This window comes from Finegoldia magna (genome assembly GCF_002243175.1).
Lineage (GTDB): Bacteria > Bacillota > Clostridia > Tissierellales > Peptoniphilaceae > Finegoldia > Finegoldia magna_J.
In genome coordinates, this window is the sequence record NZ_NDYF01000012.1 from 87,769 (window position 1) to 113,623 (window position 25,855).

Sequence of the window (25,855 nt, forward strand, 5' to 3'; positions counted from 1 at the left end):
AATTCGTTTTATAATTCCCTAAAATTATTTTTCAGTTTTTTTCAAAATATTTTCTTTATTAAAAGCTAAAAAGAATAACCCGACTATAGATAGTGGCCATCCCAAAATCCAAAATCCCCAAGATAAAAGAGGTTTGTCTTCAGATATTTCCAACTCATACGATTTAATAGCACCGAATGTCAACAAAGATAACACTACATAAGCAGATAAGATTACATAAACAACTTTATTTAAGCTGAAATTTGTCAAATACATTATCAACAACCAGCTGATAAATAATTCCAATGCCATATACAATATTCTTATAATATTTTCAGAAATTTTCTCAGGTTTTCTAATATCTTGCCACCAAATACATTGTGCTAAAAATTTTATCAAGTTCTCATCTCTCCTTTAAATTGATTTGTTATATCTATACTATAACAAAAAAATCGGTCAGGCAAACCATCTGCCCAACCGAAATTTATTTCTTTTTCTTTTTGACCATCTTCAATCTGAAGAATTCTTCTCTTTCTTTTTCAGCTAAGATATCTTCAGTATCTTTGATGGATTGTTCGTATTTTGGAATTTGTATTTTATCCAACGCATTGGCACGTTTTTGAGTTTTTTTGATTTCCTTACCCAATTTGTACACTGCATTTTCCATTTCAGCTAATTCGTAGATAGTTTCTCTAATTTTGTTGAATGCGAGAACAGCCCTATCGAATGAAGCATTTGTTCTGAAGAAACCATATTGTGCTTCGGCTTTTGATTTTGGATATACAATGTTTGGAACTTCAACTCCCATTACTGATTTGTAAATTATATCGAATTCTTTTTCGTGACTAATCGAATGGGAAATTTCTTCAAGTCTATCAGTTCCAACTGTTATGGATGCTTCTGTTAAAAGAGCGTAAGCTTCTTCGAACTCTTTTTCGATGGAATCTTGAAGCGTTTGTGCTTTTTTCATTAGCCCCATCATTTCTTTGATGAGAACAGTTCTTTTTTTATCCAAAAGATTGTAACCTTTTTTGGAAAAATCCAAAGTCTTTTTAGCTTTTATTAAATTCCCCTTTGTAGGAGTCATCTTATAAACTGCCATATAATCACCTGTTCATGTGTTGTTTTATCATTTCTGGTGATAATCTGTCCAATTCGTTTTCTGGTAATATCTTCAATAAATCCCACGCAAGATCCAATGTTTCTTCGATTTCTCTGTTTTCATAATAATCTTGTTTTACAAATCTATTTTCAAATTCGTCTCCAAATTTCAAATATTTTTGATCTGCTTCACTCAAATCATCAGCACCGATAATTTGTGCCAAATCTCTGACTTCTTGAACGTGAGAATAACTTGAAAATAATTGGCTACTTACATCCGGATGATCTTCTCTTGTATATCCTTCACCGATACCATCTTTCATAAGTCTGGATAATGATGGAAGAACATTGATTGGTGGATAAATGTCTTTTTGCATCAAACTTCTTTCCAAAACTATTTGTCCTTCGGTGATATATCCTGTTAAGTCTGGAATAGGATGCGTGATGTCGTCGTTTGGCATTGTCAAAATCGGAATCAAAGTCACAGAACCTTCTGCATCTTTAATCATACCAGCTCTTTCATACAATGACGCCAAATCAGAATACAAATATCCTGGATAGCCCTTTCTGGAAGGAACTTCTTCTCTTTTTGATGAAACTTCACGAAGAGCTTCTGCATAACTTGTCAAATCAGTTATGATAACCAAAACGTGATAATTTTTTTCGAAAGCCAAGTATTCTGCTGCAGTCAAAGCTGCTCTTGGAGTTATAATTCTTTCCATTATTGAATCGTCAGCGTAATTTACAAACATACACACATTATTCAATACACCGGATTGTCTGAAAGTATCTTCGAAAAATCTTGCTTCGTCGTGTTTTACACCAATAGCTCCGAATACAATTGCAAAGTTATCTTCATTTGCACCTTTGATTTTGGCTTGACGAACGATTTGTGCAGCCAATCTATTGTGGCTCATTCCAGATCCAGAAAATACTGGAAGTTTTTGTCCCCTGATCAAAGTCATCAAACAATCTATTGAACTAATTCCTGTTTGTATAAAATCCCTTGGATAAACTCTGGAAACTGGGTTGATGGCACGTCCATTTACGTTGTAGCGTTTTGCTGCGTAAATATCTCCTCCATCATCTATTGGTTGACCAATTCCGTTGAATTTTCTTCCCAAAATATCTTCTGACAAAGCTATTTCGAATGGTCTTTGTGTAAATCTAACTTTAGTATTTTGTGTACTCATTCCTGTACTGTCACCAAATACTTGAATAGTAACAGTATCGTCGTTTATATTTACAACTTTACCGACCATTGATTTATCTGATGCAGATGATTTTACTTCGACAACTTCACCAAAAGATGCTTCATTTACATTTTCAACTTCTATAATTGAACTTTCAACTTTTTTTAGTTTAATGTATTCTTTTATCATAAAATCACCTACTTTTCGTATTTGCTAATCAAATCGCTATAAAATTCTTTGATTTCATCATTTAAATCTTTGATTCCACTTAAATCTTCGTTAGAAATTGTGTTTTTCATGGCGATAACTTTTGAATACAAATCTGCATTTTTAACTTGAGAAATAGGAATTTGTTCTTTGATTGCTTTGTATCCTTCTTCGTATAATAATTTAATAGTTTTAAGCATTTCAACTTGCTTTTTAAGAGGAACATAAGTGTCCACTTTACTGAAAGCATTTTGTTGCAAAAATCCTAGCTTCATTACATTTGAAATATCCAAAATCAATCTTTGATCGTCTGGAAGAACATCTTCACCTACAAGCATTACTATTTCTTTTAATTTGTCTTCTTCGTATAACAATTTAAGCATTTGATTTCTCAAATCTACAACATCTTCGCCAAGTTTGGATTCGTAATAATCTCTTAATTTTTCTACATAAGAAGAATAACTGCTCATCCAGTTAATTGCTGGATAATGTCTTGAATATGCCAAATCCTTATCCAAACCCAAGAACACATTTACAAATCTCTTAGTGTTTTCTGTAACTGGTTCACTGAAATCTCCACCAGCTGGTGAAACCGCTCCGATAATTGTAACTGATCCTTCGTTGTCATTCAAAGTTTTCACAATTCCTGCTCTTTCGTAGAATTGTGCAATTCTTGATGGAAGATATGCAGGATATCCTTCTTCTGCAGGCATTTCTTCAAGTCTTCCTGAAATTTCACGAAGAGCTTCTGCCCAACGAGAAGTGGAGTCTGCCATTATTGCGACATCATATCCCATATCTCTAAAATATTCTGCCATTGTAATTCCAGTGTAGATACTTGCTTCTCTGGCTGCTACTGGCATGTTGGATGTATTGGCTATCAATACAGTTCTTTCCATAAGTGGCTTTCCGTTGTTTGGGTCGATAAGTTTCGGAAAATCTTCCAATACTTCTGTCATTTCGTTACCACGTTCACCACAACCAATGTAAATAATGATATCTGCGTCGGCGTATTTTGCCAATTGGTGTTGTGTCATTGTTTTTCCGGTACCAAATCCACCAGGAATTGCTACAGTACCACCTTTTGCAAGAGGAAAGAACACATCTAAAATTCTTTGACCAGTTTCCAATAAACGATCGACATCCAATCTTTCTTTGGAAGGTCTTGGAATTCTGATTGGCCAGTCTTGGTACAATTTTATATCTGTTACATTCCCAAAATCATCTTCCACTTGCATAATAGTAGTCTCAATATTGTACTTGCCATTTTCAAGCACGTTTTTAACAGTACCATTAACTCCAACTGGAATCATAATTTTGTGAACGATAGCTTCTGTTTCTGGAACTTCTGCTATGATTTGTCCTTGAGTAACTGTGTCTCCATTTTTAACTTTTATAGTGACATCCCATAATTTTTCTTCATCAATTGAAATAAGTCCAATACCTTCTGGGATAAAAGTTGAAAATTTATCTCTGATTTCTTTTAATGGTCTTTCAATACCATCAAACATATTCTTCAACAAACCAGGTCCCAATTTTAATGAAAGTGGTTTGTTAGTATGATAAATCTCATCGTCTTTTTTCAATCCTTCAGTTTCTTCATAAACTTGGATAACCGCGATATCATCTTCAAGACTGATAACTTCTCCGATTAATTTCTTTTCACCGATTAACACCATTTCCTTGGCTGTAAAATCGGTCATATTTCTTCCTTTTATTACAGGACCATTAATAGAAAAAATCTTACCATTATTCATTGATATCACCGCCTGTCATTAGATTATGAATATCTTCACCCATTTCATGTTTGCAATCTTGCATTTTTGACAAATAAGTGTAATCAAAATTCACTGTTTCTTCTACATCTTGAATCATAAATCCTCCCAAGTAATTGTTCGGAATGGATTTGATTTCTTCGACTTTTTCTGAACTGAAATTCTTAGTTACATAATCATAATCGTTTTGTAAAACCAACAACACTACCTTGTAATCCAAATCAGCCAAGTTTTCTTCAATATTCTTGATTAATTTTTCCTTGTACTCATCGGTCTTCACAAAATCCAATATTTTTTTAGTAACATTATCAAACAATTTTTGCAATACATTTTCTTTTAAAACCAAAAGCTCTCTTCTGCTTTCTTGTTCAGCAGTTCTCAATTTTTCGATAGATTTTTGTTCAGCTTTTCTGGTTCTTTTTTTCAAATTCAAATTGTATTCATCAATTAATTTTTGTTCGTATTCTTTTAGCTCATTTTGATTAGAGTTTTTTACTTCAAGAAGTTTCTTTTCATAATCTTTTTTCTTATTCGCATAGATTATTTTGTTAAAAATATCTAATTTCTTTTCTAATAAAATCATTTCTACCTCTAATCTACCTTAATTCCTATAGACCCCTTAATGTATTTCATCAAGAAATCTTTGTCTTCAAGTCCATTTCTTCCGGGTATTGTTACAACCAATGGTTTCTTCCCCTTGTCTTTGTGTTTTGTCACTTCATCTTTTATAGTATTGAATACTTCCTCAGTGATAATGACAACACCCAAAGTATCATCAATAGTTGCAGCCTTGAAAGCTCTCTTCATTTCTGCTTCATTCTTCGCTACTAAACCTGTGATTCCAGCAAGGCGCATACCAAGATTTGTAACATTATCCGCACTTATAATTACGGATTTCATAATTATAATTGTTGCAAAATAAGAATTGAAATAACCAATCCGTAAATTGCAATACCTTCTGCTAATCCTACATAAATTAATGATTTACCTAATAATGATGGATCTTCACTAACAGCTCCCAATGCTGATGAACCTACAACACCTACTGCATAACCAGTACCAATTGTTGCAAGACCTGTTGACAAAGCAGCTGCCAAAAGTCCAAGACCATTAGATGCACCAGCAGCAGATTCTGCAAATGCAGAGTTAGGCATTAAGAATACAAATGCCATTACAAGACATGGAATAATTGCAAAAAGATTAGTTCTTAATGCTTTCTTTAATTTTGTTTTTGATGAATCAGTGTTGTTGTATAACAAATAAACACCTGAACCTATAGTCAATAAAACTATTATTGCTGTTGAAATTAAAATAAAATACATAAATTTATCTCCTTTAAATTCTCTTTATAGTTGGTTGGAACAAAATTCCATCACCCTTAAAATATTTACTAAACAATTCATAATATTCAAGTCTCAATGATTGAATGAACACAATCAAACCTTCAAGACCCAAAATCACGATATTTCCTACGATTATCATAGCTATGTTACCTGCATTGGTTCCGATCATTTTACCAATAGATGTAAATGCCAAGAATAAACCAACGTGGTTTATAGCAAATGCCCCTACTCTTATGAATGATACAGTTGAAGAAAACATTGAAATCAAAGTTTCAATAATCGAAAATGAACTTTCAACATAATAACCTGTAACATCCAAACCATTGTGAAGAGGTCTTCTCTTGTACAAAAGCTGTGTCAATGGAACTTTGAAAACCATGACAAAAATCACAATCAACATACACGCCGCAATCACTCTAACAGAAACAATGTGCAATTCTAATGCAACTGTTGCAGCTAATAATAAGAATAACAAGAATAGCAAAAATCCTGCCAAACCTTCTTGTCCGAAAAGCCCTTCTTGCACATCTTTGAAAATGTAATTGTTACATAATCCCAAAATGTAAGCTATCAGTAAAAGTACGACACCAAGTCCAATAGCTATAATCAAAACTTTGTTGATATTTTCAAATGGTTTCAAAAACAATGCCGGAATAATTCCTTCTAGTCCAAAGAAAGAACCGTAAAGAATTCCAAACACCATGGAACTTGCACCAATTCTTTCAAGAAGTCCGCCCATCATCTTGTCTTTGAATTTCGCTAATAAGACACCTGCTACAAACATCACAGCGCCTTGTCCCAAATCACCAAACATAGCACCGAACAACAACATATAAGTCAACCCAAAAAATACAGTAGGGTCGATTTCCTTGTAATTTGGAGTGCCATACATATTAACTAAAAGCTCAAACGGCTTAAAAAATTTGTTGTTTTTGAGCTTGGTGGGAGGAGTTAGTCCACTGTCATCTGCATCCAAGAAATTAATGAACATATCATCGTATGCAGATAATTTTTCTTGAACAACACTTTTAGCTGATTCAGGAACCCATCCTGCCAAATAAAAGTAGTTTTCACTTCTTCCAAGTAAACTCTTCACATCTTCCAATTGAATCAACAAATTAGCAGAAATCACCATATCAATGATTTTGCTCTTGTTATCTCTGTAAATTTCATTCAAACTTTGATTTAATTCTGAGATTTGAGCTCCCAAGTTTTCATTTTCCAATTCAATTTTGGAAATTATTTCTTTTGGAACTTCTTTTCTATTTTTATTAATATTGATATCAGTCCAGTTCAACGATCTCAAAATTCTGTCTGTTTCAATGGACACATCTTTTGGATAAATAGCTACATAAACTTCCTTTTTGTTCTTACTTGCCAAATGAAGTACACTTGCCATGATATTATCGTAGTTTTTCTTCAACTTTAGTCTATTTTCCTTAGACAAATAGCCAAAGCGATAATCGAAATACTTCATATCACACAAGCTTTCAATAGATACATCCAAATTATCAATCAAATACAAATCTTCTAACTCTTTTTTATTTTCATCAATTTGGTTTTCAAGGTCATAGATCTTGTCCACCTTAGATTTAATAGAACCGTAGAAGTCTTTGATTTCATCTTCGTTGTACTCTCTTTTTAATCTCTCATCTCTCAAATCAATCTTGAAAATATCCTTTAAATTATCAGCAATAGAGTTCAAATCCTTAACATCCCTGTTTTCAAAACCAGTAACATTATTAAACTCCATAGTTTTTTCGATATTTTCGCTATTAATATTAACGATAAAAGTATTGTTTTCGATTTGGCTCAAACTATCAGTAAGTTCAACACTGCCAATATCCAACAAATCTTTTATAGTGGATTCAAGATACTTCAGATTTCCAACTACATTCATCATGTACATTTTTTCTGCTCTCAATTTACCACTTCCTTAAACTCTTCTAATCAGATAAGACTTGGACTTTTCAAAATCCAAACTAAACCTCTTAGATTCCACACTTTTTTCAATATCAAACTTTTCAAATTCAAGTAATTCGCCAATCGCAATAAGTTTCGAAATATTGTACTTATTCGTATGTAGCAAATCCATAGCCTTGAAATAAAGATATCTGTAAACTCTCCTATCCATATACAAATCAATATCATTTTCGGTATTAACCAAGAAAGAATACTTGCTTTCGGAAATAAACTTCATCAAATCATCAAAATCCATATACGAAATCCTCTTCAAATCGTCCAATTGGAACAATTTTCCGCCCAAAATCGTAAAGTTGAAAATAATCTCGCTATTGATTTCATAATATTTGTTAGCACGATAAATCCATTCCAAATTCAATAAGTCGATTTTTTCACCATAATAATCTTGGACAATCTTAGAATCTTCTTTCGATAAACCTTGACTCATCTTGATAATATTTGAATAATAATTTCTATCCAAGTTCATTTCAATAAAAAACAAAATTCTGTGACGATTTTCTTCCTTGTACCTATCGACAATAGATTTGTATGGCTCATCTAACATATCCACAAAATCTTGAATCGTAGTCGACGAAGAAATTCGAGAAAATTTTGTATCCTTGAGAACTATAAGATTATCATTCAACCTATCGGTGTATTCCCTTCTAACGATAACACGCGCCAAAGTTTTAATATCTTCAACGACATAATATTCCAACAAAGAATTATAAAAATCCTTGTACCTGCCGTTCATATAGTATTTCAACTTTTCTTCAGTTTTAATCATCTTATCATTAAGACTGTTTTCAAACTGACTCACGCCCTCGTTTGCGTATTCACCCTCAATCTTTCCTAATTTCAAAAGGTAATCATATTGATCCTTATTAGTATCAGCTTCTAATAATTTCTTAAAATCTTCATCAGACAAAAGCTCTGAACTAATCTTAGAAATTTTAGTATTAAGCGCACTATATAATCTTGCAGATCCCATAATTACTCCGTAATAATATTGAAGAATTTGTCCACTAATCTATCTTCATTCTTATCGAAGATTTCCTTCAAGTGATTTTTCTTTTCTTCAATACTCTTCTTTTGATTTTCGATATTATTGTTTTGACTATTAATAATATCGTCATGGACAGAATTAAGTTTAGTTACAGATTCTGATTGATATTTGTCTTCAAGCTCTCTGATAGCTTCTTTTTGTTTTTTTTGTTCAGTCACAAGATCATTTTGAAAAGATTTATCCAAATCCTGTGCTTTTTTATCAATCTCAATTATTTTATTGATTATATCTTTCATAAACTCACTTCCTCACATCTACCTATTATAACCCATATAAATTTTTAAATCGAAATAGAATTTAGATATATTGTTGAATTTTTTATAAAAATTGCTATATGTATAAATGAAAACATTTTTATTATAATTTTTTGATTGCTGTAACTTTGATATTTTTAATTTACATTCTTTTAAATGAAAAATAAATTTTTAGAAATTTAGACAAAGTTTTAATTTTTGTGATTAAAGTTTTCTAATTTTTCAATAAAAAACTGGGAGATATTCTCCCAGCCGTAAACTATTTTTTGTTTTTGATTCTATTGTATCTTTCTATATTTTGTTCATTGGACAAAAAGTCGTATGCGTTGTTAACTTCTTGGAACTTCGCAGTTGCATCAGCTGCTTTGTTTATATCAGGGTGATATTTCTTGGCAAGTTTTCTGTAATTCAATTTGATTTCATACTTGTCTGCGTTGTATCCAACTCCCAACGTGTCGCAATGTTGTTCATAAGTTCTAACGAAATCGTCCACTGGATTTTGGTATTGGTTTTGATATCCGTATCCTTGTTGACCATAACCTTGGTTATATCCACCGTATTGACCTTGTTGTTGGTAATATCCGAAATCATCGAATCCAAATCCGTTTTGATTGAACCATTCCTCAAATCTTCTAGTCCATTCTTCTTGTTCACGTCTTTGTCGTTCTTCACGCGCTTTTCTTTCTTCTTCTTGTTTGTTGAAGATGTATTTTTTCTTGTAATCAGAATAAGAAGTGTATTTTGTTTGTGAATTATTGAGATAATAATCCCCGTATCCAAGTAAGAATTCAACCATAGAATATTTTACATATTTTATATAATTTACAAATCCTTTACCTAAAATAGGAAATATCGTTATGAACAAAACCGTAAATGTAACCCATTTGTATTTGAAAAATATATAAGGAAAGAACAATATAAATATACAACCGAAGGATAATATGGATCCTAGTACATACCTAAATCCCACAGTTAAATTAACCAATGTTTCTATAAATGCTATTAAAAATCCGAAAAATCCATCCAAAAATTTCGCAAATCCTTTTACGAAACCTCCCCATGCTTTCTTCATTTATTCACCTACTTCCAATTTCTTTTAATTTATTATATCATACTAATGTCACAAATTAGATAATTTATGAAAGAGGTAATATGATTAATTTACTTGAATCACAAAATATAAATAAAAATTTAATAAAAGATGTAGAAAAATTTTTGAAGAACAATGAAGTAGATGACAAATTCAAATCCAGAATTCCAAAACCACGATTTAATTATTATGGAAAAGAAGTTTTGGAGATGGCTATAACAAGCATTTTGGAAGCGAACAATTTGTTATTGGTTGGTCCCAAAGCTACCGGCAAGAATATATTGTGCGATAATTTGGCGTATATTTTCCAAAGACCACAATGGAATATTTCTTTTCATGTAAATACGGATTCTGAAAGTTTGATTGGGATGGATACTTTGAAAAACGATGAGGTTATTTTCAGAGCAGGTCCTGTGTTGGAATCTTCACTAAACGGTGGTTTTTGCGTGTTTGATGAGATTAATATGGCGAAGAACGATTCTGTAGCGATTATGCACTCCGTCTTGGATTATCGTCGAATTATAGATATACCTGGTTTTGAAAAAGTAGACATCCACGATAAAACAAGATTCTTGGCTACAATGAATTACGGTTACGCTGGAACGCGTGAAATCAATGAGGCGTTGTTGTCCAGATTTTTCGTAATAGATATGCCAAAAACAGACGAAAAAACTTTGAACAAGATTCTATCAGAAGAATTTTCATTGACAGACACTGCTCAAAAAATGTTCGTCAGATTTTTCATGGATTTACAAGAAAAAAGTTTGAATTCTGAAATTTCTGGAAGATGTATCGACTTGCGTGGTTTGTTATCTTCAATCCACGCTATGAAAAGAGGTTTGAGCGTTAAATCCAGCTTAAAACTTGGAATTGTGAATAAAACATTCGATGAATTTGAAAAAACAATCGTGCAAGATATTATCGACACTATATTCAAGGACGATTTGAAACCGGAAGAGATATTTGAATAATGGAAGATTCAAGGTCCAAAAATCTATTTTGGTTGTTGAGTGAAGATTACAACATCAACCCAAATTTATATTTTATTACTAAAGATAATATCTATGCCGAGATTTTTCAGACTGCGCTTTTTGGATTTGCTCACAGATTTTACGATATGAATTCCGTTATGAAAATAATTGATAATGTGTCAAACAAAACTGATATATTCACGATTTTGATGCTAATTTTAGACAACAACCTAAAAGATAAAATGTTGAAAGAAAGAAATGGACTTGAAGATTTTGATAGATTACAAAAATTATACTATTCTGACAAATATTATAAGTCCAATCCGCAAAATATTTCTGAAGAATTAGAGAAATATCACTACACTGATAAACCTTGGACAACTACCAAGTCTATACGAGAAATCTTGATGTTGACTAAAACAAAGTGCGACGATAGCATATCTTTGATAGATTTGATGATTAAGATTGTAAATAAATATTTCTACTCATACAAGACAATTTCTGATAATGATAATTTTGAAAAGATAAAAAAAGAGGTTAAACCAGTTATCGAGAAAACAAGTCAGAAAATTATAACAAAACAAGAAAATGTATCTCAACTTGAAAAATATTCCATAGGATCACAGGAGTTTACTGAGGATTTGTACAAATTATTGGAAGATGAGGATGTCGACAGCGACTCCTCCACTCAAAAAACTTCCCGAACTAAGGATGTTCATCAAAATATCGAAAGATTGTACGGAAAAAGCATCGTGGATCAATCTATCTTGAATTCTTTGAAAAGCAAACTATCCACAGATATTCATTCTGACGTGAATTTCCACATAGTGAATGCCAATTCTACTAGAATTGAAAATTACAGAACAAATCTTTTGGTGGAATCTTACAATGAGAATGTTAAACATTTTGAGAAAAATATCCTCATATACAATCGTCAAGTCAATGTTTTAAGTGAAATGCTGAAACTTGCTCTTTTCAAAAATGAAGATGACGATGTTAGAAGATCGACGTTCGGAACTATCGATATTAAAAGAGCATGGCGTCACACAAAACTAAACGACAACAAAATTTTTAAAAAAATATACAAAAACGAAAACAGTCCAATGTCTGTTGATTTGTTATTGGATATGTCTGCAAGTCAAAGTGTGAAGAAGGAAATTATAGCGGCACAAGCTTATGTAATCGCCAAAGCACTGAGTGATTTGTCGATTAAAGTTCGTGTACTTGGTTTTCAAAATATGTACGATTATTTGATAATTACAAAATTCAAAGACTACGATGAACAAAACTGCAAAAATATTTTTCATTATCATCCAGAAGGCTCCAACAGAGACGGATTAGCACTCAAATTTATGAGAAATATTATGACAGAACAAATGGAGTCCAAACTTCTGATAATGTTAACAGATGGTAAGCCCAACAATATTGTAAATCTCAATTTTGTCGGTAAAACCAGATTCAAAGCGGAAGATTACGTCGGAGTATTGGCAGTCAAAGACACTGGAAAAGAAGTCTTCTTGACTAGAATGCAAAAAATAAAATTACTAGGAGTGTTCACTGGAGCACAAGATGATTTGACTTTTGAGAAGGAAATCTTCACGAATGATTTCTGCTACATTAAATCACCTGAAATGTTCAGCAAAACAGTAGGCTCATTCATCAAAAATATAATATCTAATATGTAATTAATTTCAAAACGAAACCGTTAGAACCAGATGATTCTAACGGTTTATTTATAATTTATTTTCATCAACTAATATGATGTTGTCTATTGTGGTTTTGTTCAAATCAATCAATCTTTGATTTGAAGATCCGCGAAACTTCAATCTCAAATCTTTTAATTCTTCAACAAATCTTCCATCAACAAGTACATCGCACATGTCCAATAAATTTATGCAGTTTTGTTTTTGAGAAAGTGTTTCATAAGTGTATCCTGAAAATATCCAGATACTTTTGTTCGTGTTTTCTCTGATTTTTCCCACAATTTCTATCAAATCATCGCATGATTCAAATGGTTCTCCACCTAAAATTGTAAGTCCATCAATTTCTTCTTGGTTTAAATAATCTATTACTTGATTTGTCTGTGTATCGGTCCATTTGTCTCCAAAATTTGGGTCTTGGTATTCTTCGTTAAAACAATTCTTGCAGTTGAGGCTACATCCTGTTACAAAAAACGTGCACCTAATTCCAGGACCGTTTGCCACATCGTATTGTCTGATTTGTGCGTAATTCATTAAATGTGTAATACCCTATCTTTGATTTCTTTTGTTCTTCCTTCGTTCCAGAAGTTTTCTCCAAGATATCCACAAGTTCTTCTGACAACATTCATCGTAGCATGGTCTTTGTTTCCACATTGCGGACATTGCCAATCACCATCTTCGTTGATTGTAATTTCCCCATCGAAACCGCAGTTTTGACAATAGTCGCTTTTTGTGTTGAATTCTGCATATTGAATATTATCGTAAATGTATTTTACAAGAGTTTCCAAAGCTTTCAAATTCTTGCTCATGTTTGGAATTTCTACATAAGAAATGCATCCACCTGATGATTTGTCTTGGAATTTCGATTCAAAAGAGAACTTTTCAAAGGCTGATATTTCTTCTCTTACATCGACGTGGAATGAGTTTGTGTAGTAACCTTTGTCTGTGATGTTTTCGATTACTCCGAATCTTTCCCTGTCAATGCTATTAAATCTGTGAGTTAAACTTTCTGCTGGAGTTCCGTACAATGCAAATCCTAGATTAGTTTCCTTCTTCCATTGTTTTATTTTTTCATTCATGATATCCATTATTTTCATTGCAAATTCTTTGCCTTTTGGAGTTGTGTGGCTTTCACCGATAGTCAACAACGTTGCTTCGTAAATTCCGATATAACCCAAAGTCACAGTCGCATATCCACCTATTAACAAATCTTTGATTGGTGTATGTGGTTTAAGTCTCGCAATAGCTCCGTGTTGCCAATGAATTGGAGAAGAATCACTAGTTACATCTTTTAGTAAATCGTAACGCAACACTCCTGCACGTTTGCACATTTCTAGTCTTTTGTCTAATATTTCGAAGAATTTGTCTTCATCTCCATCAGCCAAAATTCCGATTTGTGGTAAATTTATCGTAACAACTCCGATATTAAATCTACCTTCAAATTGATAGTTTCCACGTTCATCCTTCCATGGAGACAAGAACGCTCTGCATCCCATCGGACTGAACACATTTCCTTCGTAGTTTTCTCTCATTTTCTTAGCTGAAATGTAATCTGGATACATTCTCTTAGCAGTGCAACGAATTGCAAGTGAAGTCAAATGATAAAATTCGCTGTCCTTGTGAATGTTGTTTTCATCCAAAACGTAAATTAGTTTAGGGAATGCTGGTGTAACATACACTCCTGCTTCATTTTTAATTCCTTGAATTCTTTGCTTCAAAATCTCTTCGATTATCTTCGCAGTTTCTTCCTTGTATTCATCGTGATCTTCAATAAACATAAACAAAGTCACAAATGGAGCTTGTCCATTGGAAGTCATCAATGTATTGATTTGATATTGGATTGTTTGAATTCCTGATTCCAAATCTTTTTGAGTCATCTTATCTGCCATTTTTTCAGCCATGTCGATGTCTCCAAGAGTTTCGATACACAAATTCAAATTCTTTTCATAAGATTTTCTCAAATACTTCGACAAACATCTAATGTCTATACTTTGACCACCATATTGATTACTTGCTATTTGAGCGATTATCTGAGTCATTACATTACAAGCAACTTGGAATGATTTTGGTGATTCGATTAATTTGCCATTTACAACGGTTCCCTTGTCAAGCATATCTTTCATATTTACAAGACAACAGTTAAACATAGGTTGAATTATGTAATCCATATCGTGAAGGTGAATTGCTCCTTCATCGTGAGCTTGAAGCAAATCTTGTGGAATAAGCTTTCTTCTAGCAATATCCTTGCTAACTTCACCAGCGATTAAATCTCTTTGAGTAGAAGCTATCACAGCGTTTTTGTTGGAGTTCTCTTCTAACAAGTCCTTGTTACTTTCTTCCAACAAACCGATTATACTTTCATCAGTAGTGTTAGTTTCTCTCTTATATTTTTGTACGGCTTTGTAATTTTCGTACGCTCTTGCCGTAGCGGGATTGTTGTACTGAATTAACTTATAATAAACTTGGTCTTCAATATCAGTAATACTCAAAACTTTTCCAATCGTCTTGGCGTATCCTTCGATTTCGTTGGCGATTTTTTCAGCCAAATTCGGTTCGTAAATTCCTGTACTACTATTCATAGCTTTTTCTATCGCAACGACAATTTTTTTTGCGTCAAATTCAACTTGTCGTCCGTCTCTTTTTTCTACAGTTAGCATTTGCAATCCCTCTTCTCTTTCCTTTTTTACTATTTCCTAATATGCTTTATTATATCAAATACTACAGATAGTATCAATATGTGGGTTTTTGATTTTTATTCATACTATATATAGTTAGTAGGATTTAAAACATTAAAAAAGCACCTTATCAAAAAGGTGCTCTGCATAATAATTTAATTGTGGCAAATTTAAGCTAATATTTATAATTGTAAAATTATTTTAAAATTCCAAATTCATATCCCTTATCTTTAAAATTTTTAATAATTGCTGAAAGTGAATCAACAGTTAGTTGTTTTCCTGGTGCATCGTGACACAAAACTACAACTAAATCTTGCTCAGCTTGATAAGTTAATGAAGTATTTGCAAATTCAACCATGCCTTCCACTGTCGTTGGTCTTCTGCTTTTTGGTTCTGCATCTCCAACTAAACTGTTCCAATCTATCCAATGAATTCCCAAAGAATCCAATGCGTCATCGCCAGGCTTTAATTGTTGCCAACTCATGTGTCCACCTGGATATCTCCACACGCTCGTTTTAAAATCAGGGCCAAGAACATCTTGCAATGCTTTTTGTGCCATTTCTGCTTCTTTTTTAATTCTATCAGCGTTCGCAACTCTACCTGGATATAATTTTGAATAATCGTGTTCAAAAGAGTGAAGAGCAATAGCATGACCTTCATTTAATTGGCGTTCCAAAATATCTTTTGTATCTTGAGTGACATGCTTACCAACCACAAAAAATGTAGCAGGAACATTTTCTTTCTTTAATACATCCAAAACTTGTGGAGTTATGCTGTGATTTGGACCGTCATCAAAAGTCAAGAAACAGATTTTTTTGTTGTCTGTGTTTTTGACATATCCTTCAGATTTTGTTGGTCTAATGAATTGACTGATGGTTTTAGCATCATAAGCATACGAATCTGCTTTTAAAATATGATTTGAACCCTTTATTAATTTATTAGGATCTGGTTTTTGTTCTTCTTTTTTCTCAGCGTTTTTTTTGTTCGATTTCTTAGAAGAACTCTCAGCTACTTTTGGATTAAGACTTTGTTCGCTGTTGGCTACTTTTACTGCAACAAAACTTCCTACAGCCAATACAAAAACCAAAAGAACTATTGAGTTGATTATTTTTTTTCTTCTCTTGCGTTTTCTTCTCGCTTCTCTTTCTTCTCTCATAATTTCTCCTATTTCTTATTTAAAATCTCTAAAGCTTTTTGAAGTTGATTATCTTCTTTCATAAACTCAACTCCGATACCCTTAGCTTTTTCATCTAATTTGATTTCAACATCTGGTTTAACACCTTGTTTGTGGATTTTGTTGCCATTTGGTGAAAAATACTCACTAATAGTAAGCTTCAATCCTTCGCCCTTATCAATCGGAATAATCGTTTGAACGATACCTTTTCCGAAAGTTTTCTCACCGACAATCGTGGCTTTCTTGTAATCCTTCAAAGCTCCTGTCAAAATTTCAGATGCAGATGCACTTGAACCATTCACAAGAACAACCATTGGTAAATTTTGTTCTGAAGCATCACTTTTTTGAATATCTTCTTTTTTATTCTTATCTACAGTCTTAACTATTACTCCTTGTGGGAGCAGATAATCTGCTATTTTAACCGTAGAATCCAACAACCCACCAGGATTGTTACGCAAATCCAAAACAATTGATTTCACATTTTGCTTTTTCAAATTTTCGTATTGTTCGATAAATTCCTTATCAGTTTTCCTATCAAATTGAGTTATATTGATATAACCAATGTCTCCTATTTTTTGAGAATTAACAGTAGTCAAACTAATCATACGACGAGTAATATTTACATCAAAAATCTTGCTTGTTTTGTTCTCCATTCTGGCAATAGTAAGCTTAACATCTGTATTAGGCTTACCTTTCATAACCTTTACAGCATCATTCATTTGGGATGCATTGTAATCCTTGCCGTTAATTTTAAGTATAATATCATCTTTCTTTATGCCTTTTTCAAAAGCTGGACTGCCTTTGATTGCACTAACAACAGTTATAGCACCAGTTTCAGAAGGAGTAACCACAATTCCAACACCTGCATATTCTCCCTCAGTTTGTTGGTTCAAACTATCCATCTCTTCCTTAGTCAAAAACTCAGAATAAGGATCTCCCAAAGCTTTTACATAACCTTCAACAGCTCCTTCTTGTTGCTTGTTTTTGTCTATATCAAAAAGATAATATTGGTCAATCAAGTTTTCTATTTTATTGATCTTCGCTAATGGAATACCATTTTCATTGGCAATCGCAGTTCTTTTTCCCGTAGCATTTCCTACAGAAAAACTTAGATACACCAATAAGCAAAGCCCCAATCCAATAAAAACTTTTTTAAATGTCTTCATAAATCACCTCTAACTAATATATAGTATAACAGATTAACGATTTTTTGTATTAAAATTGAGTTACAATTTGTCTAAGATTATTGTGCTTTTAATTAAAAAATATCCTCTTTTAATGAATAAAAGAAGATATTAATTTACTCAAATTTTAAATTGTAACCTTAAATTATTTTAAAACGCCTTTTATTTTCTCAGCCAACGAAGTATTCCCCTCACTTCGCAACGCATAATTCATCGCAGGGTCGTTTCCTATCATGTAATCCGCGAATGATTGCGATGCGTAAAAATCAGGTTTCATTGTGTTTTTTACAAAATCAAAATTCTTGTAATTAAACAAAAATGAATCTACATTTTCATAGTGTTGCCTAAAAACAGTTGTGCAGTAACTTATTCCAATATACGTATCTTTTGTATATGCCCCATTTACATCTCCTGCAGACGTTGATATTGGAAACCCACTATTTTTTCCAATCACTTCGACATTATGAAAGTTCTTCACAAATAACAAAGCGCAATCTCCTGCAGCTGAGTATGTTTGATCGCTTATCAGAACTTTTATTTTTGTATCAGGATTTGCTCCCTGATATGCCATCATTTTACCAAATATATTGTAGATATGAAATGAACTTCCTCCAAGGTTATATCGTAAATCGATAATTATATTTGAAAATTTATTCTTATCTAATTGGTCGCAAACATCCTTGGTAAATTTTTCAATCTTGTAATTCTCATTTTCCGTACACGAATTATACCTAATAATTAAATTGTCATCCTTTGTTTCAAGATAGTGTAGCTTATTTTTGTCTACTGATAATTTTAGAGGTTTGATGATATTATACTTTTCCTTATTGCCATTTTTCTGTTTAACTTTTATTCGTTCAGTTTTTCTTCCGTTAATTTTTAATTTACTAACTATAAACTCTTTTGATTTTTCAAATGGTAAATCTAATTTTATTACTGTATCTCCTTTTTTCAATTCGTAAATATTTTGTTCTTCTGTTAACACATTTTCTTTTTTCAATATTTCATAATAATTTAAGAATGATTCCTTAGTAAGATTTCTAAAACTTTCATTTTCCCCAATAGCGTAAGATTCAAACCTGTCTATAATATCTTTCATTTTAATATTATTTATGCTTATGAGTTCTGCTCCAAGTAAGTTCTTGTATTTATCAGTTGTTGCGACTATGTAATATTTCTCATTAATTTCGTCGATAACAACTGATGGTTCTCCATTATATACTGTATTTAATGAAACGTGTCCTTGCCTATACTTTGAAAATACTTTCATTAAATCAAGGTTTAAGTCCTTCACTGTTTTATTGTCTGAATCATTCAACAATTTATTATAAGAATTTGTAATTTCATCCATGTTTTGTGCTTCATAAAAAACATGATTATCCATCATAAAATCTCTTATATCTCTAACCTGCTTCTTATATTTTTCTGAACTAATTGGTATATCACCAAAAATTACATGAGAATCATATTCTTCAATATTATTAGTGTTCAGTGAATCAATCAAATCTTGTTCATTAATCCTTATTATTTCATCCTGTTTATCAAAACTAGTTGTCATTATTAGAAAAATAGTAAGTACTACTAACTTTAATTTGCTTTTCATACACAATATCTCCTCTCGTTATAATCAGATAAACTAATATCCATTATTTCTTAATGCGTAATTCATAACCTTATCATTTCCAATAGCGTAATCTTCGATTTGATTTTCGATAAACATATCAGGATGCCACGTTGATCCATCTCTTTTATTAAGATTGGAACAATGCATTATATCATTAAAGTTATAGTCAAATCTAAATAAATAATTTGATACAGATGAAGTAAATAGGTGACTATTTCCAAAATACAACATAGAACCAGATGAGGATGTTGTCCAACCAGATGGTCCTCCTGTAAAATTACCCACTATAGTAACATTATTTAACGCCTTCTTAATATCATCAATTAAAAATGTCGCTGCTGAATAAGAATTGTAATCTGTCAAAACTCTGAATTCAAGTTGTGGATTTGATATTTGATATGTTTGTAGTTTTCTAGATAGCTCTCTAAAATGTGTCGTTTCTCCTCCATTATTGTATCTAAGGTCTAATATGATCTTGTTCGTATTATTTTTCTTGATAATACTATCCATATTTTTTTCTAGATTTTTTAAACTAATCTCATCACTTTTATCAGCTGCCTGATTATATTTTACAATGAGGCTTCCTTCTCTTTCGTAACAATAAAATGCTTCGTCATCGGTAAATCTTTCCTTATTATTTTGCACGAATTTTTTACCTATTTTATCATTAATATCATAAACAAATCTCTTTGATTCACTACCTTCAAAATATTGTTTGAAGATTTTAGTAGGTTCCATTTTTATAGCTTCTATATCGATATTTTGAATCTTGCCATCATTTTCAAGTTCTAGTGATAACCTGTTATTCTTACTTATATTTTCTTTATTATATATATCAATATAACTCAAGTAATATGATTCAAGTTTAGCTTTCTTAAAATATTCGTTTTCTCCTGAAACATATTTATAAAACTTATCAAGCAAACTTTTTGCAGACTCTCCATTGATGCTAATAATTTTACTATACAGTAAATTCTTGTAATTTTCTGTAGTATTAATTATGTAAATATCGTCATCAATAATTTTCATTCTTATCGGTAAATAAGCACTACCTACATTAATCATGCCAAGAGCATGACCATCATTGGTAATAGCGATAATTTTATCCATATCAAACTTCAAATCAGCAACCGTTCGCCCTGTTTTGTTTTGTATAATTTTATTTAATTCATTTTTCATTTCATCTTCTGTTGAATATCCAAGATAAGATTGTGATTGATTAAAATAATGAAGAAAATTAGATAAATCTGTATTATATTCCTTATCAGTTAAAGACTTATTAAAATCTATGTTTTGTACAACAGCCGTCTTAAGCTTACTGTAGTCTACATTTTCATCTTGAAACATAGAATTTACGTCTATTGTTAATACTTCAACATCATCTAACTCACTATCTGCAAAGATGTTTGTACTTGTACATAACAGACTTATTATCAACACAGATACCAAAGTTATTGTTTTAATTTTTTTCATAAATCTCCTCCTATATTTAATTTTATTGATTTCTTAATGCGTAATTCATAACCCTGTCATTTCCAATGGCGTAATCTTGGATTTGATTTTCGATAAACATATCAGGATACCACGTCAATCCATCTCTTTTATTAAGATTGGAACAGTGTACTACGTCTTCTAATGTATAATCGTATCTTCTAACTCCACTAGATTTTTTGACAAATAATTTACTATTTCCTAAATACATAATACTTGACGATTCTGTCGTCCACCCAGAAGGTCCTCCAGTATTTTCCCCAATTATCTGAAGATTATCAAAATTTCTCTTGATTCCATCTACGAACAAGGATCCAGCAGAGTAATTTTCTGATCCAGTTAATAATTTTATTTCCAATTTTGGATTCAATAGTTGATATCTTTTCAGCGCCAATTCAAGTTCTCTTGCATGTGCTGCCCAGCCACCTGAGTTGTATCTGACATCTACAATTATTTTTTCTACATTATTTTGTGAAACATCTTTATCCATTTTTTCTATCATATTTTCCAAGATGTTATCTTTATCAGTATTATAACAATTGTTGTATTGGATTATTAAGTTATTATCATTTATATAATAATAAAATGGTTTCATTTGCATGTATCTCATCTTGTCATTTTTTGTGAATTTATTTTTTGTGATGTCTGTCATATCGTATAAGATTTGAGAAAAATCTGTATTTGCATAACTATATTTATTTATTTTAACATCTGGAAGCTCAATCATTTTGATTGTTTTATTAAGCTTTTTGCCATCAGTTTCTATCTGTAATTTTAATTCTCCATTTTTAATTATATTTTCTTTTTCTAGTGCATCTCCATAATATAAATAAAAATCTTTTATTATTGTGTTTTTAAAATATTTATTTTCTGCTGAAGTGTATTTGTATAATCTTTCTGTTATGTCCTTGGTATCAATATCGGCAAATTTTATTATCTTAGAGTATAATAAATCTTCGTATTCAGGTGTTGTATTAATTATGTAATAATCTCCATTAATAATTCTAATCTTAATTGGCATACAGCTTTTCCCTATTCCATACATAGCTGAGGTATGTCCATCATTAGTGTTTGCAATTAATTCTGCAAAATCCAAGTTTAAATCAGAAACCGTTTTATTGTCCGAAGTTTTCAATAGTTCTTCCGCAAGTTTTTCTAATTCTTCTCTTGTAGAATTTCCTAAATAAGCTTGCCATTCCAAATAATAACTTATAAAATTCTTCATATCTTTCTCATACTCAGATTTCGTAAGTACTCTATTTAATTCAATTTTTCCCAATTGTTTAACTCTTAAATCATCGGGATTGTAATTTTCTAATTTCAAATTATCTTCTATTGGAAATGTAAGAATTTCATTATCCAATTCATTCTTTGCAAATCCTCGTGATTGCATATTTAATGCAAGAATGCACGTTAGTAAGAATAAAAATATTATTTGACTTTTCTTAGTTTTTTTCATTTTATTTCCTCTTAAATATTGTCAATCGTTTTCTATAACTCCATCTTACAAATAAAACACTTAATTGTCAAACATTTGGTTATATATTTCTCCAAATATTTTCTGGTGATTTATTGCATTAAAAAAACTAAGTTATTGCTAACTTAGTTTCATAATTATCTTAAATAGTTTAATGGATCAGTGTGTTGACCATTGAATCTAACTTCAAAATGAAGATGAGGTCCTGTTGAATATCCAGTTGATCCCATATATGCAATTAGTTGTCCACGTTTTACTCTTTGACCTACGCTACAATTGAATCCACTCAAGTGTCCATAATAAGTCAATGCTCCATTATCGTGTTGAACTTTTACAAGATTTCCGTAGCCACCACTCCATCCAACGTGAACTACAACTCCATCTTCTGCAGATACGATTTGTGTTCCCATTGGTGCTGCAATATCAAGTCCTGTGTGGAATCCCGATCCTCTTCCGAATGGATCGCTTCTCCATCCATAAAAAGAAGTCATTCTGTGAGATGATGGTACAGGCCATTGTAAGTACGCTCCGTCGTTATTGATTACTGGCGCTGAAATGTTTGTGTTGATGGCTTTATTTCTTTGCGCCATTTCACGTCTTCTTTTTTCAGCTTGAGCCCTTTGTGCTGCTAGTAATTTTGCTTGTAGTATAGCCTTTTTTTCTTCATCGATTTTGCCGTCGATTTTTTCAAGCTCTTTTATTAATGAAGATATTTCTGATTCAGTCATGGTTACATTTTTAGAAATATCATCGATTAATTTTTGTTGTTCTGCTAATGTATCGTTTAACGCTACGACTTTTAATTCCAAATTCTTTTTCACAATTTCCATTGTTTGCATTTTGGATTTTAGTTCGTCTTCTTTATAATCTAATGAAATTTTTTCGTGTTTCAAATCGTTCAATAGATTTTTGTCAAATCTAGCAATATAATTCATCAAACTTACATTGTTCAATAAATCATTCAAATTTCCAGATCCGAAAAGCACATCGACTTTTGCACCGTCTTTTGATATGTACATTCCCTTTAATCTTTTTTGAAATTCTTTTGTTTTTTGATTGATACTAGATTTGTAATTTTCGATTTCTTTTTTAGTATCATCTATTGATTTGTTGATTTTCGCCAATTCTTGTTGTTGAATAGCAAGTTCTGATTGAGTTTGAGTTAGTTTTAAGTTGATGTTTTTCAACTTTTCCATCTCAGCGTTTTTGTCATCTTTTAATTTATTTAGGTTGGATTTAGATTCGTTTAAATCCGAAGTTTTTGCTTTTTTTTCGTTATTTAATTCGGTTAATTTGTCTGCATACACTGCATTAGTCATAAGCATCATGCACAAAGCTAATGCGACAATTTTCTTCTTCATAATTCCTTCCTTATATTTTGAGATATTTTTTGCTACTTAATACGGAACCGAATGCCCCAATTCCGATACCTAGACTGATAAAAATCTTCAACAAATCCCACCTAATCATTACCGGTGGAACTAAATAAGTTGATATCAATCCATACACAGTCTTATTATACCTCAAATATCCATATCTGTACAGGTAATAACAAGCCAAAAACGCAACCACAGCACCGATAATTCCGAAAAATATCCCCTCTACAACAAGCGGTGCAGAAATTACCAAATTAGATGCACCAATATTTTTCTTAATAGCAATTTCTTTTCTTCTAGCATACACTGTCAATCTGATTGTGTTTGAAATATTTATAATTGAAATCATCACTAATATTGCCACTACAATTGATCCAGCGTATTTTACAATTCTAGATGCGTTTGAGATTTTTGCTATCAAATCTTTGTAGAAGCTTACCTTTTCAACACCATCTATTTTTTGAAATTCTCTGACGTATCCTTCAGCGTCATTTACATCCTTCAGTGTAACTTCAAATGATGCAGGAAAAGCTGATTCCATTCCTTCAATCAAAGTTTTATCATCCAAAGATTTGGAGAAATTCTCCATAGCTTGTTTGTTAGACACATACTTCAAATCCTTAACGCCATCTTTTTGTTTGATAAACTGTTCAATCTTTTTCGTTTTGTCCTCTTGTATTCCATTTTCCAAGTAAACATTGACAAGATTAACTTTTCCTTCGATGTCTTTTACAGCTTGATTCATAGTCAACATAGATATAATTACAGATCCCAAAATCAAAAGTGCCAGAGAAATCGTCGTCAAAGATGCAAGTCCCATCGATCTGTTTTTCCAAATCCCTACAAATCCTTCTTTCAAAGTGGATATCACAACTCTAATTCTTCTCATACATTCCACCTTCTTCATCTCTAACAATAATACCCTTGTCCAATTGAATTACTCTTTTTTGTAATTTGTTCACGATATCCTTCTCGTGAGTTATCATCATCACAGTCGTACCACGTTCGTTAATTCTAACCAACGCATTTGCAATATCCATGCTAGTAACAGGGTCCAAATTTCCCGTAGGTTCGTCTGCAATAAGTAGTTTTGGTTTATTAACCATTGAACGTGCAATGCACACTCTTTGCATTTCCCCACCTGATAATTCGTGTGGATACGCATTCTTTTTGTCCTTCAAATTTACCAAATCAAGCACAGTATCAATCGTAGATTTTATCTCTGAAGAACTCTTCCCCAAAATTTGCATAACGTATTTTATGTTTTGGTACACAGTCTTATTCTCCAATAATTTAAAATCTTGGAACACCATCCCTATACTTTGTCTTAATTTAGGAACCTTCCTCGCTTTTAATCTGGTTATGTCTTCACCGTAAAGGTAAATCTTACCTCTATCTGGATTTATTTCTTTAAGTATAAGTTTAGTAATAGTTGATTTACCCGCACCACTTGGTCCAATCAAAAAAACAAATTCACCTTGTTCAATTTTAAAATTGCAATCGTTTAGTGCGCACACTTTATTTTTATATGTCTTATCGACATGAACGAATTCTAACATTTTTCACCTCGTAAACCTAATTATATCACAGACTTTTTAAATTTTTAAACAACTGGATATTTAAATCTTTTTAGGGTATATATATTTTTAGGTGATGAAAATGAACAAAAAAGAAATTAGAAAACAAATGTTAAAACAAAGAGACTCCATCTCTGACAAACAAAAAATCGACGATGAACTTTTAACAGAATTGAAAAACTTAGAAGAATTCAAAAACTCCGAAAACTTTTTTGTGTATGTAAGCTTTGGATCTGAGTTTAACACTCATAAGCTTATAAAAGATTTGTTGGAACAAGGAAAAAAAGTGTACGTTCCCTATGTAAAATCAAAAGGACACATGATTGCAGTAGAAATCAAAAGCATGGACGATTTGGCTCCTGGAGCTTACGGAATCCTAGAACCCAAAAATCCAGTTGAATCAGATGTTAAATTTGATTTCATGCTAGTACCTGGACTATGCTTTGACAAAAACAAATACAGAATTGGCTACGGTGGAGGATTCTACGACAGATTCATCGACAAAATCGGCGAAGATTCCTACAAAGTTTCCATAGTGTACGATTTTCAATTAGTAGATGATTTAAATCCAGAAGAGTTTGACAGACCTGTTGATAAATTAATAATCCAAAAATAAATATCCACAAGCTAAAAGAC

24 protein-coding genes are annotated in these 25,855 nt (G+C 31.8%); 3 read left to right on the forward strand and 21 right to left on the reverse strand.

The genetic code is table 11. The features are described 5' to 3' along the window. Positions 1-24 precede the first annotated feature (24 nt). The 11 genes from B9N53_RS04955 to B9N53_RS05005 form a co-directional block, all read right to left on the reverse strand. On the reverse strand, positions 25-378 hold the full coding sequence (locus tag B9N53_RS04955; RefSeq protein ID WP_094203943.1) for a hypothetical protein: 354 nt from the start codon (positions 376-378) through the stop codon (positions 25-27). Between the two features lie 85 nt (positions 379-463). Beyond that, a complete protein-coding gene (locus tag B9N53_RS04960) occupies positions 464-1,081 on the reverse strand; it encodes a V-type ATP synthase subunit D (protein ID WP_094203944.1) in 618 nt (205 codons plus the stop codon). Positions 1,082-1,085: 4 nt separating this feature from the next. After that, positions 1,086-2,462 carry a V-type ATP synthase subunit B gene (locus B9N53_RS04965; protein WP_002839961.1) on the reverse strand — a complete coding sequence of 459 codons (1,377 nt, stop codon included), beginning with the start codon at positions 2,460-2,462 and terminating at the stop codon, positions 1,086-1,088. A gap of 8 nt (positions 2,463-2,470) precedes the next feature. Continuing rightward, positions 2,471-4,237: a V-type ATP synthase subunit A gene (locus B9N53_RS04970; protein WP_094203945.1), complete on the reverse strand. Its 1,767-nt coding sequence runs from the start codon at positions 4,235-4,237 to the stop codon at positions 2,471-2,473. Beyond that, positions 4,230-4,838: a V-type ATP synthase subunit E gene (locus B9N53_RS04975; RefSeq protein WP_094203946.1), complete on the reverse strand. Its 609-nt coding sequence runs from the start codon at positions 4,836-4,838 to the stop codon at positions 4,230-4,232. The genes B9N53_RS04970 and B9N53_RS04975 overlap by 8 nt, the downstream gene beginning before the upstream one ends. A gap of 8 nt (positions 4,839-4,846) precedes the next feature. Then, positions 4,847-5,155, reverse strand: coding sequence for a V-type ATP synthase subunit F (locus B9N53_RS04980; RefSeq protein ID WP_094203947.1), 309 nt, complete (start codon positions 5,153-5,155; stop codon positions 4,847-4,849). A 2-nt stretch (positions 5,156-5,157) separates the two neighbouring features. Then, the gene (locus B9N53_RS04985) at positions 5,158-5,577 is read right to left on the reverse strand and encodes an ATP synthase subunit C (protein WP_002835084.1); all 420 of its coding nucleotides are present in this window, start codon (positions 5,575-5,577) and stop codon (positions 5,158-5,160) included. A 13-nt stretch (positions 5,578-5,590) separates the two neighbouring features. Continuing rightward, the gene (locus tag B9N53_RS04990; RefSeq protein WP_094203948.1) at positions 5,591-7,522 is read right to left on the reverse strand and encodes a V-type ATP synthase subunit I; all 1,932 of its coding nucleotides are present in this window, start codon (positions 7,520-7,522) and stop codon (positions 5,591-5,593) included. Positions 7,523-7,534: 12 nt separating this feature from the next. After that, positions 7,535-8,551, reverse strand: a complete 1,017-nt coding sequence (locus tag B9N53_RS04995) for a V-type ATPase subunit (protein WP_094203949.1) — start codon at positions 8,549-8,551, stop codon at positions 7,535-7,537. A 2-nt stretch (positions 8,552-8,553) separates the two neighbouring features. Next, the gene (locus tag B9N53_RS05000) at positions 8,554-8,862 is read right to left on the reverse strand and encodes a hypothetical protein (RefSeq protein WP_094203950.1); all 309 of its coding nucleotides are present in this window, start codon (positions 8,860-8,862) and stop codon (positions 8,554-8,556) included. Positions 8,863-9,139: 277 nt separating this feature from the next. Next, a complete protein-coding gene (locus B9N53_RS05005; RefSeq protein WP_094203951.1) occupies positions 9,140-9,952 on the reverse strand; it encodes a J domain-containing protein in 813 nt (270 codons plus the stop codon). Positions 9,953-10,032: 80 nt separating this feature from the next. Here B9N53_RS05005 and B9N53_RS05010 point away from each other — a divergent pair, with 80 nt between their 5' ends. Next, positions 10,033-10,941 carry an AAA family ATPase gene (locus B9N53_RS05010; RefSeq protein WP_094203952.1) on the forward strand — a complete coding sequence of 303 codons (909 nt, stop codon included), beginning with the start codon at positions 10,033-10,035 and terminating at the stop codon, positions 10,939-10,941. Then, entirely contained in the window at positions 10,941-12,626 is a 1,686-nt protein-coding gene (locus tag B9N53_RS05015) for a hypothetical protein (protein WP_094203953.1), read from the forward strand. Before B9N53_RS05010 ends, B9N53_RS05015 begins: the two co-directional genes overlap by 1 nt. Positions 12,627-12,674: 48 nt before the next feature. Here B9N53_RS05015 and nrdG read toward each other — a convergent pair whose 3' ends face one another. The 10 genes from nrdG to ftsE form a co-directional block, all read right to left on the reverse strand. After that, positions 12,675-13,175, reverse strand: a complete 501-nt coding sequence (nrdG, locus tag B9N53_RS05020; RefSeq protein ID WP_094203954.1) for an anaerobic ribonucleoside-triphosphate reductase activating protein — start codon at positions 13,173-13,175, stop codon at positions 12,675-12,677. Then, positions 13,175-15,298: an anaerobic ribonucleoside-triphosphate reductase gene (gene nrdD / locus B9N53_RS05025; RefSeq protein WP_094203955.1), complete on the reverse strand. Its 2,124-nt coding sequence runs from the start codon at positions 15,296-15,298 to the stop codon at positions 13,175-13,177. The genes nrdG and nrdD overlap by 1 nt, the downstream gene beginning before the upstream one ends. A gap of 214 nt (positions 15,299-15,512) precedes the next feature. Next, positions 15,513-16,472, reverse strand: a complete 960-nt coding sequence (locus B9N53_RS05030) for a polysaccharide deacetylase family protein (protein ID WP_094203956.1) — start codon at positions 16,470-16,472, stop codon at positions 15,513-15,515. An 8-nt stretch (positions 16,473-16,480) separates the two neighbouring features. Further along, a complete protein-coding gene (locus B9N53_RS05035) occupies positions 16,481-17,656 on the reverse strand; it encodes a S41 family peptidase (protein ID WP_094203957.1) in 1,176 nt (391 codons plus the stop codon). A gap of 163 nt (positions 17,657-17,819) precedes the next feature. Next, entirely contained in the window at positions 17,820-19,277 is a 1,458-nt protein-coding gene (locus tag B9N53_RS05040) for a S41 family peptidase (protein ID WP_094203958.1), read from the reverse strand. Positions 19,278-19,310: 33 nt separating this feature from the next. Next, complete coding sequence (locus B9N53_RS05045; protein WP_094203959.1) at positions 19,311-20,771, reverse strand: peptidase S41; 1,461 nt, start codon at positions 20,769-20,771, stop codon at positions 19,311-19,313. A gap of 22 nt (positions 20,772-20,793) precedes the next feature. Further along, on the reverse strand, positions 20,794-22,248 hold the full coding sequence (locus B9N53_RS05050; RefSeq protein ID WP_094203960.1) for a peptidase S41: 1,455 nt from the start codon (positions 22,246-22,248) through the stop codon (positions 20,794-20,796). 155 nt (positions 22,249-22,403) lie between these two features. Then, positions 22,404-23,627 carry a murein hydrolase activator EnvC family protein gene (locus B9N53_RS05055; protein WP_094203961.1) on the reverse strand — a complete coding sequence of 408 codons (1,224 nt, stop codon included), beginning with the start codon at positions 23,625-23,627 and terminating at the stop codon, positions 22,404-22,406. Between the two features lie 10 nt (positions 23,628-23,637). Beyond that, positions 23,638-24,531 (reverse strand): permease-like cell division protein FtsX, encoded by an 894-nt coding sequence (ftsX, locus tag B9N53_RS05060; protein WP_094203962.1) that lies wholly within the window; start codon positions 24,529-24,531, stop codon positions 23,638-23,640. After that, the gene (gene ftsE, locus B9N53_RS05065; protein ID WP_002837266.1) at positions 24,518-25,201 is read right to left on the reverse strand and encodes a cell division ATP-binding protein FtsE; all 684 of its coding nucleotides are present in this window, start codon (positions 25,199-25,201) and stop codon (positions 24,518-24,520) included. The genes ftsX and ftsE overlap by 14 nt, the downstream gene beginning before the upstream one ends. A gap of 100 nt (positions 25,202-25,301) precedes the next feature. On the opposite strand from ftsE, the gene B9N53_RS05070 reads away from it, so the two are divergent. After that, positions 25,302-25,835 carry a 5-formyltetrahydrofolate cyclo-ligase gene (locus tag B9N53_RS05070; protein ID WP_094203963.1) on the forward strand — a complete coding sequence of 178 codons (534 nt, stop codon included), beginning with the start codon at positions 25,302-25,304 and terminating at the stop codon, positions 25,833-25,835. Positions 25,836-25,855: the final 20 nt, after the last annotated feature.

Bases quoted from the DNA above. Each gene is read 5' to 3' on its own strand.
- B9N53_RS04960 (WP_094203944.1), bottom strand. From the start codon at position 1,081: ATGGCAGTTTATAAGATGACTCCTACAAAGGGGAATTTAATAAAAGCT.
- B9N53_RS04965 (WP_002839961.1), bottom strand. From the start codon at position 2,462: ATGATAAAAGAATACATTAAACTAAAAAAAGTTGAAAGTTCAATTATA.
- B9N53_RS04970 (WP_094203945.1), bottom strand. From the start codon at position 4,237: ATGAATAATGGTAAGATTTTTTCTATTAATGGTCCTGTAATAAAAGGA.
- B9N53_RS04975 (WP_094203946.1), bottom strand. From the start codon at position 4,838: ATGATTTTATTAGAAAAGAAATTAGATATTTTTAACAAAATAATCTAT.
- B9N53_RS04980 (WP_094203947.1), bottom strand. From the start codon at position 5,155: ATGAAATCCGTAATTATAAGTGCGGATAATGTTACAAATCTTGGTATG.
- B9N53_RS04985 (WP_002835084.1), bottom strand. From the start codon at position 5,577: ATGTATTTTATTTTAATTTCAACAGCAATAATAGTTTTATTGACTATA.
- B9N53_RS04995 (WP_094203949.1), bottom strand. From the start codon at position 8,551: ATGGGATCTGCAAGATTATATAGTGCGCTTAATACTAAAATTTCTAAG.
- B9N53_RS05000 (WP_094203950.1), bottom strand. From the start codon at position 8,862: ATGAAAGATATAATCAATAAAATAATTGAGATTGATAAAAAAGCACAG.
- B9N53_RS05005 (WP_094203951.1), bottom strand. From the start codon at position 9,952: ATGAAGAAAGCATGGGGAGGTTTCGTAAAAGGATTTGCGAAATTTTTG.
- B9N53_RS05010 (WP_094203952.1), top strand. From the start codon at position 10,033: ATGATTAATTTACTTGAATCACAAAATATAAATAAAAATTTAATAAAA.
- B9N53_RS05015 (WP_094203953.1), top strand. From the start codon at position 10,941: ATGGAAGATTCAAGGTCCAAAAATCTATTTTGGTTGTTGAGTGAAGAT.
- nrdG (WP_094203954.1), bottom strand. From the start codon at position 13,175: ATGAATTACGCACAAATCAGACAATACGATGTGGCAAACGGTCCTGGA.
- nrdD (WP_094203955.1), bottom strand. From the start codon at position 15,298: ATGCTAACTGTAGAAAAAAGAGACGGACGACAAGTTGAATTTGACGCA.
- B9N53_RS05030 (WP_094203956.1), bottom strand. From the start codon at position 16,472: ATGAGAGAAGAAAGAGAAGCGAGAAGAAAACGCAAGAGAAGAAAAAAA.
- B9N53_RS05035 (WP_094203957.1), bottom strand. From the start codon at position 17,656: ATGAAGACATTTAAAAAAGTTTTTATTGGATTGGGGCTTTGCTTATTG.
- B9N53_RS05040 (WP_094203958.1), bottom strand. From the start codon at position 19,277: ATGAAAAGCAAATTAAAGTTAGTAGTACTTACTATTTTTCTAATAATG.
- B9N53_RS05045 (WP_094203959.1), bottom strand. From the start codon at position 20,771: ATGAAAAAAATTAAAACAATAACTTTGGTATCTGTGTTGATAATAAGT.
- B9N53_RS05050 (WP_094203960.1), bottom strand. From the start codon at position 22,248: ATGAAAAAAACTAAGAAAAGTCAAATAATATTTTTATTCTTACTAACG.
- B9N53_RS05055 (WP_094203961.1), bottom strand. From the start codon at position 23,627: ATGAAGAAGAAAATTGTCGCATTAGCTTTGTGCATGATGCTTATGACT.
- ftsX (WP_094203962.1), bottom strand. From the start codon at position 24,531: ATGAGAAGAATTAGAGTTGTGATATCCACTTTGAAAGAAGGATTTGTA.
- ftsE (WP_002837266.1), bottom strand. From the start codon at position 25,201: ATGTTAGAATTCGTTCATGTCGATAAGACATATAAAAATAAAGTGTGC.
- B9N53_RS05070 (WP_094203963.1), top strand. From the start codon at position 25,302: ATGAACAAAAAAGAAATTAGAAAACAAATGTTAAAACAAAGAGACTCC.